The sequence below is a fragment of the Paenibacillus aceti genome (assembly GCF_003614185.1).
GTDB classification, from domain to species: domain Bacteria; phylum Bacillota; class Bacilli; order Paenibacillales; family Paenibacillaceae; genus Fontibacillus; species Fontibacillus aceti.
The window spans coordinates 4,345,300-4,355,152 of record NZ_KZ987724.1 but is presented as its reverse complement, the minus strand read 5'-3'; the positions used below and the strand labels follow the sequence as shown (position 1 = coordinate 4,355,152).

Annotated in this window: 10 protein-coding genes and 1 other annotated feature; all 10 genes read right to left on the bottom strand. The window is 49.8% G+C overall.

The window, feature by feature from the left end; translation table 11 throughout:
- Positions 1–127: 127 nt before the first annotated feature.
- Positions 128–1,012 (bottom strand) — a sequence feature (16S ribosomal RNA rRNA prediction is too short).
- Positions 1,013–1,405: 393 nt separating this feature from the next.
- Positions 1,406–2,905, bottom strand: coding sequence for a lysine--tRNA ligase (lysS, locus tag BFJ94_RS19595; protein ID WP_120464161.1), 1,500 nt, complete (start codon positions 2,903–2,905; stop codon positions 1,406–1,408).
- A 125-nt stretch (positions 2,906–3,030) separates the two neighbouring features.
- Complete coding sequence (gene greA, locus BFJ94_RS19590) at positions 3,031–3,507, bottom strand: transcription elongation factor GreA (RefSeq protein WP_120465326.1); 477 nt, start codon at positions 3,505–3,507, stop codon at positions 3,031–3,033.
- Positions 3,508–3,783: 276 nt separating this feature from the next.
- Positions 3,784–4,785 carry a tRNA dihydrouridine synthase DusB gene (gene dusB, locus BFJ94_RS19585; protein ID WP_120464160.1) on the bottom strand — a complete coding sequence of 334 codons (1,002 nt, stop codon included), beginning with the start codon at positions 4,783–4,785 and terminating at the stop codon, positions 3,784–3,786.
- Between the two features lie 31 nt (positions 4,786–4,816).
- Positions 4,817–5,020 carry a helix-turn-helix domain-containing protein gene (locus tag BFJ94_RS19580; protein ID WP_120464159.1) on the bottom strand — a complete coding sequence of 68 codons (204 nt, stop codon included), beginning with the start codon at positions 5,018–5,020 and terminating at the stop codon, positions 4,817–4,819.
- A complete protein-coding gene (gene folK, locus BFJ94_RS19575; protein WP_120464158.1) occupies positions 4,972–5,520 on the bottom strand; it encodes a 2-amino-4-hydroxy-6-hydroxymethyldihydropteridine diphosphokinase in 549 nt (182 codons plus the stop codon). The genes BFJ94_RS19580 and folK overlap by 49 nt, the downstream gene beginning before the upstream one ends.
- Positions 5,521–5,530: 10 nt before the next feature.
- Positions 5,531–5,893, bottom strand: coding sequence for a dihydroneopterin aldolase (gene folB, locus BFJ94_RS19570; RefSeq protein WP_120465325.1), 363 nt, complete (start codon positions 5,891–5,893; stop codon positions 5,531–5,533).
- Between the two features lie 61 nt (positions 5,894–5,954).
- Positions 5,955–6,791 carry a dihydropteroate synthase gene (gene folP / locus BFJ94_RS19565; RefSeq protein ID WP_120464157.1) on the bottom strand — a complete coding sequence of 279 codons (837 nt, stop codon included), beginning with the start codon at positions 6,789–6,791 and terminating at the stop codon, positions 5,955–5,957.
- A 2-nt stretch (positions 6,792–6,793) separates the two neighbouring features.
- The gene (locus tag BFJ94_RS19560; RefSeq protein ID WP_120464156.1) at positions 6,794–7,675 is read right to left on the bottom strand and encodes an aminotransferase class IV; all 882 of its coding nucleotides are present in this window, start codon (positions 7,673–7,675) and stop codon (positions 6,794–6,796) included.
- Entirely contained in the window at positions 7,672–8,253 is a 582-nt protein-coding gene (pabA, locus tag BFJ94_RS19555; protein WP_120464155.1) for an aminodeoxychorismate/anthranilate synthase component II, read from the bottom strand. Before pabA ends, BFJ94_RS19560 begins: the two co-directional genes overlap by 4 nt.
- Positions 8,250–9,827, bottom strand: a complete 1,578-nt coding sequence (locus BFJ94_RS19550; protein WP_120464154.1) for an anthranilate synthase component I family protein — start codon at positions 9,825–9,827, stop codon at positions 8,250–8,252. Before BFJ94_RS19550 ends, pabA begins: the two co-directional genes overlap by 4 nt.
- Positions 9,828–9,853: the final 26 nt, after the last annotated feature.

The window sequence follows — 9,853 nt, the reverse complement described above, 5'->3', positions numbered from 1 at the left end:
ACCGGTCATTCAGATGTCAAGACCTGGTAAGGTTCTTCGCGTTGCTTCGAATTAAACCACATACTCCACTGCTTGTGCGGGTCCCCGTCAATTCCTTTGAGTTTCAGTCTTGCGACCGTACTCCCCAGGCGGAATGCTTAATGTGTTTACTTCGGCACCAAGGGTATCGAAACCCCTAACACCTAGCATTCATCGTTTACGGCGTGGACTACCAGGGTATCTAATCCTGTTTGCTCCCCACGCTTTCGCGCCTCAGCGTCAGTTACAGCCCAGAGAGTCGCCTTCGCCACTGGTGTTCCTCCACATCTCTACGCATTTCACCGCTACACGTGGAATTCCACTCTCCTCTTCTGCACTCAAGCTACCCAGTTTCCAATGCGACCCAAGGTTGAGCCTTGGAATTAAACACCAGACTTAAATAGCCGCCTGCGCGCGCTTTACGCCCAATAATTCCGGACAACGCTTGCCCCCTACGTATTACCGCGGCTGCTGGCACGTAGTTAGCCGGGGCTTTCTTCTCAGGTACCGTCACTCCGTTAGCAGTTACTCTAACGGACGTTCTTCCCTGGCAACAGAGCTTTACGATCCGAAAACCTTCATCACTCACGCGGCGTTGCTCCGTCAGACTTTCGTCCATTGCGGAAGATTCCCTACTGCTGCCTCCCGTAGGAGTCTGGGCCGTGTCTCAGTCCCAGTGTGGCCGTTCACCCTCTCAGGTCGGCTACGCATCGTCGCCTTGGTGAGCCGTTACCCCACCAACTAGCTAATGCGCCGCAGGCCCATCCGTAAGTGACAGATTGCTCCGTCTTTCATTATCTCCCCATGCGAGAAAATAAATTATCCGGTATTAGCTAACGTTTCCGCTAGTTATCCCAGTCTTACAGGCAGGTTGCCTACGTGTTACTCACCCGTCCGCCGCTAACTCTCTGGAGAGCAAGCTCTCCATCAAGTCCGCTCGACTTGCATGTATTAGGCACGCCGCCAGCGTTCGTCCTGAGCCAGGATCAAACTCTCCAATAAAGTGTTACTCATTGAAAAGAGCGATTAGCTCATTTTGAATCTGACTTATTTCTTAGATTTCACTTGACGTGAAACCCGCTCACTCGTTGTTCAGTTTTCAAAGATCAACTTCGTTTTCAGTGTTGCTTTCGTTCTCAGCAGCAACTCTTATAATATATCATGTTCGAGTCATTAATGCAAGCATTATTTTTAATTTCTTTTTCAGAAGCTGTCCAACAACGCTTCAAATTAACGACTGGACACTTAATATACCACTGCGTATCAGATAATGCAAGCATTATTTTACGTTATCTTCATTACATATAAAAAGGACTGTCTCCCCAAAGTAGAATAACTACTTGTGGAAGACAGCCTCTTCGTGAGCTTACCTCTTAATATCTTCTATTTAACGCATATGCGGGAACAACAATACATCACGGATCGAAGGCGAGTTCGTCAACAGCATCACCAGACGGTCTACCCCGATTCCAAGTCCACCCGTAGGTGGCATACCATACTCCAGCGAATGGATGAAGTCTTCATCCATCTCATGTGCTTCATCATTACCATGCTCACGCTCGAGCATTTGCGCCTCAAACCGTTGACGCTGATCGATCGGATCATTAAGCTCGGAGAACGCATTAGCATGCTCGCGCGCTACGATGAACAATTCGAAGCGATCTGTGAAGCGTGGGTCTTCTTCATTCTTCTTAGCGAGTGGTGAGATCTCTACTGGATGGCCATACACGAATGTCGGCTGAATCAGCGTCTCCTCAACGAATTGTTCGAAGAACGCATTCAAGATATGTCCAAAGGTCATATGCGGCTCAACCGGAACCTTATGCTCCTTAGCCAGTTGATGCGCTTCTTCATTCGTCATTTGCACGCCGAAGTCTACCCCGGTTACTTCCTTAACCGCGTCAACCATCGATACCCGGCGCCATTCCGGAGTCAGATCCACCTCTAGTCCTTGATAATTGATCACCGTGGAGCCCAATACTTCCTTGGCAATGTGAGCGATCATATTCTCAGTCAATGACATGATGTCTTTATAGTCGGCATAAGCTTCATATAATTCCATCATCGTAAATTCCGGATTATGCCGCGTCGAAATGCCTTCATTACGATATACGCGGCCAATTTCATAGACTTTCTCCATACCGCCAACGATCAGACGCTTCAAATGGAGCTCAAGAGCGATCCGCATATAGAGCTGCATATCGAGCGCATTGTGGTAGGTGATGAACGGACGAGCCGCCGCACCGCCTGCTATATTATGAAGTGTCGGAGTCTCAACCTCCAGATAGCCGATGGAATCAAGGTAACGGCGCATAGACTGAATAATCCGGGAACGATTAATGAACGTCTGCTGTACTTCTGGATTCACGATCAAATCGACGTAACGCTGACGATAACGCAGTTCAACGTCCTTCAGACCATGGTATTTATCAGGCAGTGGATAGAGGGACTTGGACAATACCACCAGATTCTCAACTTTAATCGTTGTCTCGCCCGTCTTCGTCTTGAATACTTCACCGGTTACACCGATAATGTCACCGAGATCGAGCAGTTTGAACGCTGCATATTGATCCTCTGGGACGCTATCCTTACGAACATAGATCTGAATCTTACCGGACAAGTCCTGAATATGGGCGAAGCTAGCCTTACCCATTCCACGCTTAGCCATAATGCGGCCAGCAATAGATACCTTCACCTGCTGCTCATCCAGTTCTTCCTTGGTCATCCCGTCATATTGGCTCAGGATATTCCCCGCCATATTGTCGCGCACATATTTGTGGCCAAAGGGATCAATCCCCAGCTCACGCAGCTCGTCCAATTTATCGCGACGGACCTTCAATAACTCGCTAATCTCCACGACTTCTTCGTTATGCATTTCTTCGCTCATTTTTTCGCTCCACTCCTTACAGACTATAAAATTGGCCTTCCTCTACACCTACAATCATAAACCGTTCACATAAAACAGTGAAAGAAGCTTCCGCTGGGGAAGCTTCTTGGAACGCTAAATCAGCCTTATTTCTTAATATCAACGATTTTATATTGAATAACGCCTGCCGGTACGTTCACATCGACTACAGCGCCTTTCTTCTGGCCCAGGATCGCCTTGCCCACCGGGCTTTCATTCGAAATTTTATTCTTCAGCGGATCGGATTCGGCTGTGCCCACGATCGCGTATTCCATCGTATCGCCGAATTCCAAATCTTCAACAATCACCGTTGAACCGATGCTCACTGTATCTGTATCGATCTCGTCGTTGTTAATAATCCGCGCATTGCGAAGCATTTTCTCCAGCGTAATAATTCGGCCTTCAATAAATGCCTGCTCGTTCTTGGCATCTTCATATTCTGAGTTCTCACTAATATCGCCATAGCCGATCGCGGTTTTAATCCGTTCAGCTACTTCACGACGTCTAACAGACTTCAGATTTTCAAGTTCTTCTTCCAGTCTTTTCAGACCATCCTGTGTAAGAATAACCTCTTTATCGCTCATCTCAACCGATTCTCCTGTCATGGAAATAATTTTCAGGCCCTGGTTTCCCGCCTGGCCAGAGGCGGCAAAAAATAACGCATCATTGAGATTATCATATGCAATCTCTCGGAGGTCAGACCACTCCATGTTGTGGAAGTTATCTCCTGAGGCGAATTTATACTGTGAAATTATAGGGGAACGATTCTGAAATGTCAATGACACCTAAATTTCCAAATGTAAACGTTTCAAAAAGTTCACTTTTTCCCCAGCTAACTTCAGCTGATTCCTTCTATCCAACTATGCCGATACCTCTGTCTGCGCGGACTCCGAAGAGAGGCTGGCGACAAATTCCTCAAGAATGCGAACCATTTCATTGCGCTTAGTCTCTTCCATAATGAGATCCTTCACGCGAGCGGCGCCTTTCAGCCCCTTCAGGTACCAGGCAAGATGCTTGCGCATCTCACGTACAGCAACGCTCTCGCTCTTCAAGGCAGCCAGACGATCCATATGCAAAATCGCGATTCGGATCTTCTCTTCAGCCCCCGGCTCTGGTAACAGCTCACCTGATTTCAGATACTCTACCGTCCGATATAGCATCCAGGGGTTCCCTAATGCCGCCCGGCCGATCATGACTCCGTCACAGCCCGTCTCAGTTAGCATGCGCTTCGCATCCTCCGGCGTGAGGACATCCCCATTGCCGATAACCGGAATGGACACTGTATCCTTAACCTGCTTAATGTAGCTCCAGTCTGCTTTGCCCGTATACAGCTGTTCCCGCGTACGTCCATGCACACTGACCGCCTTGGCTCCAGCCTGCTCAACCGCCTTGGCATTATCGACCACATAAATATGCTCCGAATCCCAGCCGATGCGCATCTTGACCGTAACTGGTTTGCTGACAGCATCTACGACTGCAGACACCATCTCGAAGATCTTATTCGGTTCAAGCAGCCATCTCGCCCCGGCATCACATTTCGTGACCTTAGGCACCGGACAGCCCATATTAATATCGATGATATCCGCATTTGTCTGCTGGTCGACAACCTTCGCCGCCTCGACAAGGGACTCACGATCCCCCCCGAAAATCTGCAAGCTCAACGGCTTCTCGCGCTCATCGACAAACAGCATCTCCTTCGTCCGCTTGTTACCATGAATAATGGCCTTGTCGCTCACCATCTCCGCACAGACTAGCCCTGTACCAAATTCTTTGGCAATCAGCCGAAAGGCCGGATTACAGACGCCAGCCATCGGAGCGAGCACGACTTGGTTTTTCATTTCAATATCGCCAATCTTCAGCAAGATGATCCCTCCTTATATCATCGGATTGATTCTATTCCAACTTCAGCTCCTGCAGGGAGATTCCCAGACAATCTGAAATTTTAATTAAAATTTGATCTTCGGCATGTCGATTCCCGCGTTCTATCGCCCCTAGAATAGCTAATGAGATCCCTGTCTGCTTAGCCAACTCCTGCTGCGTGAAGCCCTTCAACTTTCGGAATGCGCGGATGCGCTGCCCCAATTGCATACTCTCCAAAACCGGACGCCCCCCTTATCATCCATCTGTGCCAAAGCTTCGTGGACACGCCGATATAAGCCCGAGGCTTCCCCGGCTGGTACAACATCAGCCAGAGGTACGAGTACGAAGGCCCGCTCAAACATCCGAGGATGCGGCAGGATTAAACGGGAAGTCGCCCGTTCCTGTCCTTCCACCCATAACAAATCCAGATCGACCGTCCGCGGGCCCCATCGGATAATCCGCTCTCTTCCCAATGAAAGCTCGGTCTGCAAGAGAACCTCAAGCAGCGTCTCCGGGTCCAGAGCCGTTCGCAGCGCGATCGCCATATTCACAAAATCCGGCTGTTCCTCATAGCCTACCGGATCTGTCTCGTACATATTCGAGCAACGAAGTACGGTAATCTCGGGATGTTCATCCAATAAACCGATAGCTTCCATCAAGGTAGCCTCGCGGTCACCAAGATTAGCCCCTAATGCAATATAAGCCTCTGAAGCATCAGAGGTAGTCTGTATAGTCATTCCGTGCTTCTCACTTTCTTGAACGGTATAGTTCCACCGTAACGCCTTCAAAATGAATATCAAAAGGCGGATGCGGCTTAGTTACTTGAACCGTTAGCGCATCTACCATAGTATAATTGTCCAAAACCTCGGATGCAATATGCTCCGCCAGAGCCTCGATCAATTTAAAGCTTTTTTGCTGGACGATTCCTTGGACGAGCTCATGGAGTTCGGCATAATTTACCGTTCTACTCAGATCATCGCTCTGACCCGCAGCGCTTAGATCCAGCTCCAATTCAAGACCTATAGTAAAACGTTGGCCCAGCTTGCGCTCCTCCGCAAATACACCATGGTAGCCGTAATATTCCATACCGCGTAGAACCATTTTATCCATAAATTTATTATATCCGCCTTTCATCGTATATCTTACTTCCGCTCCAAAAGTCGACTATAGTCTATACATACACGATAGCATCGCACATTTGTACCGTCTGCTTAATCTCCTTCACATCATGCACTCGCACGATCTGACAGCCTTGGGCGATGCCAAGTGCTACGGTAGCCGCTGTTCCGTGGACTAGCTCATCTACTGGAAGATCGAGTGTGGTACGTATGAATCTTTTGCGGGAAGTGCCGAGCAGCATGGGATACCCGAGTTGAACCAGTTCATCCAACGATTGCATCACCTTCAGATTCTCTTCATAGTCCTTGGCGAAGCCGATCCCGGGGTCCAGGATGATATTGTCTTCATGCACTCCAGCAGCTCTGGCAATTCTAACGCTCTCAAGCAAGTCATCCGCTACATCCTGCATCAGAGCCTTATAATTACGATCCTGCCGATTATGCATGATGATCGCCGGACAGTCAAATTGCGCTGCCACCGCAGCCATCTGCGGATCGGCCTTGAAACCCCACACATCATTGATAATATGCGCCCCAGCCTTTAGCGACTCCTTAGCAACAACCGCCTTGTAGGTGTCCACCGACAACGGGATATGTGGCATCTCACGGTACAGCGCCTCCACGACAGGGATAACCCGCTCCAGCTCCTCCTCAGGTCCTAATGGCGTATGACCAGGACGAGTGGATTCCCCGCCGATATCGATGATATCCGCTCCATCCGCTACCATCTCCTCCGCATGCCGCAGCGCCCGATCAATTCCATTGTAACGACCGCCATCGGAGAAGGAGTCCGGCGTAACATTCAGAATGCCCATAACCAATGTCCGGCTGCCCAACTCCAGTACGGTATCTCCACAACGATAACTACGTGTATACAGCTTCTGTTTCATTCTTATTTTCCCGCCTTCTGTCTATACTGTTCCAATAACATGCCTGTAATTGGTCCGATCCGTCCGCTTCCGACCATGTAACTACTGCCTCCGGGCTCGTACAAACGAGTCACTGGAACTGCCTCCTGGATGGAATTCGTTACGAATAATTCATCTGCCTGCTTCAATCGATCCCACTCATAATATCCTTCTTCTATGGCTATGCCCAACTGACCTGCCAATTCGAGTATAAAAGCTCGGGTAATCCCCGGGAGAATACCTGTCCCCACTGCTGGTGTATATAGCCTTCCATCCTGGACGAAGCATAGATTACTTACAATTCCCTCCGCCAAAAAGCCCTCTGCCGTCAGCTGCAATCCCTCAAAATCCCCCGCTGTCTGCTGCGTATATTCTCTTAATTCACGCTTCGCCAGCATATTATTCATATAATGCAGTGATTTCAAGCGAATCTCACCCTCTGGCGTGTTACGCGGCGTCTTGAGCCGCCACAGCGCTTTGCCCTTTTGATACAATTGCGGATCCATAGATGGCAGGGCCTTCACATAGATAATGATAGTGGGGGTCTCGTAATCCTCCGAGGGCAGTCCAAGCGGGCCTTCCCCAGCCGACACGGTCAGACGGATATAACCGTCCTGCAGATGATTCAAGTGGAGCAGTTCTTTAATCTCAAGACCAAGTTGATCCAGCTGCTGCGGATAGCGAATTCCCAAGCTTCTACAGCCATTCCTAAGCCGATCCAAATGTCTTTCTAACAAAAATGGTTGTCCACCATAGGTCCGAAAAGTTTCAAATAAGCCCATCCCGTACATAAAGCCGTGATCCATTACGGACAGCACGGCTTCTGTAGATGGGGTGGGAACTCCGTTCACCCCGATATAGTTCATATCAATGCCTCTGCCTTCCGGCTCAGGAAATTACGGAGAATCTGATGTCCATGGTCGGTAATAATCGACTCTGGATGGAATTGGACTCCCTCGACAGCATACTGCTTATGACGGAGACCCATGATTTCCCCTTCTGCCGTTTCCGCAGTGATCTCAAGACAATCCGGCAAGGTCTCCCGCTCAACAATCAGAGAGTGGTAGCGCGTTGCCGTGAATGGAGAGGGCAATCCGTCGAATACCGATTCGCCCTTATGATGGATCGGCGAAGTCTTCCCGTGCATGAGACGCTCTGCGCGTATCACTTTCCCGCCGAAGACCTGGCCAATCGCCTGATGGCCCAGACAGACTCCAAAAATAGGGATAACCCCTTTGAACCGTTCAATCACATCCAGCGTAATCCCTGCCTCATTCGGTGTGCAAGGGCCCGGCGAGAGCAGAATATGGTCCGGCTTCAGCGACGATATTCCGTCCAGATCGATCTCATCGTTGCGTCTGACGACCACTTCCTCTCCAAGCTCGCCCAAATATTGAACCAGATTGTACGTAAAAGAATCATAATTATCGATGACCAGTATCATTGTCCTTCATCCCCCTTCTCAACGTCTTGGCGACTGTCTTGATAGCTTCTCCCCAGCGCCATGGCTATAGCCTTGGCCTTATTATGACATTCCTTATACTCCCGGTAAGGTATAGAATCGATCACGATTCCGGCTCCCGTCTGAATATATCCGAATCCGTCTTTTGCGACCAGCGTACGTATAATAATATTTAATTCCATATTTCCGTTATAGTCAATCCATCCCATCGCTCCTGTATAAGGCCCGCGGGTCACAGGCTCCAGCTCTTCGATAATCTCCATCGTACGGATCTTCGGAGCCCCTGTAATCGTCCCGCCCGGGAAGACCGCCGCAATCGCATCCGTTGCCGTCTTACCTGCTGGAAGTCGTCCCTGCACTTCCGATACTAGATGCATCACATGCGAATACCGCTCTACCGTGAACAGCTCGCTCACTCGCACAGAGCCGAATTCAGCGACCCGTCCCAGATCATTGCGCAGCAGATCCACGAGCATAATATGCTCTGCTCGCTCCTTCTCATTCGTCAGCAACTCTTCCTCCATCTGCCGATCCTCTGCTACCGTTAAGCCACGGCGACGGGTCCCGGCAATCGGACGGGTTCGCATCACACCCTGATCCAGCTTGATCAGCAGCTCAGGCGAAGCAGATACCAGTTGAAAGTCAGGGAAGCGCATCAGCCCCATATAGGGTGAAGGATTAATCCTTCTTAACTCCTCATAAATGCGTTCAGGTTCAACCTCTAGAGCGAAAGCCTGTCTAAGCGACAAGTTCACCTGAAATACGTCCCCAGCGGCGATATATCGTCGTACTCGCTCTACCGCTCGCTCAAAGGCCTCTTGAGAGAGGGAGGTTGACTGGGATTCAGGTATTTTTATAGAGTCTGACCCCGTCGCCATTGCGGGCCTCTCTTCCTGCACAGAAGCGTCATGCTTCGCTGCACAGAACCTCTGCCATTGCTCCAGCATCTGAACCGCTCTTCGGCCAGCCTTCTCATAGGTCTCTCTTAGAGTGGCTTGATCTTCCCCCCGCTTCGGGGACGGGCAATGGATCACTGCGTAAACGTCTCCCAGCTCTGCATCGACCACCCAAAGCTCTTCGAACCTCATCCAGATATAATCATCCAGTTGCAGATCATCTTTGGCCGTTTGGGGTAAATCCTCTAACGATCTTGCTACATCATAGCCCAGGAATCCGATAGCCCCGCCACTGAAGAAAGGAAGCGAAGGAATTGCCGGTGCTTGATAAGGGGCAAGCCATTGGCTGAGCAGTTCAAGCGGCTTGCCCTCTGCTGTCTGTACAGTAGGTTCCTGCTCGTGGAAATCATGAATATGGGCGGTATTTCCTTTTCCCCTTATTACAGACACAGGTGTCAAACCGAGAAAAGTATACCGTCCCCCTTTGCCGCTCTCCAGAACACAGGAATAAGGGTGGGCCTCCTCCCAAGCGCTGGACCAACGAATAGGCAGGGGCTCATCCGTGCGAAATTTCACTACATAAGGGAGCATCGTCCAGTTGCCTTCCTGCGCAAGGCGTACCCAATCTTCAAATGCTGTCAATGCTGTCGTTGTCTTCATTTAAGCGTCGTATCCTCCATTATTTG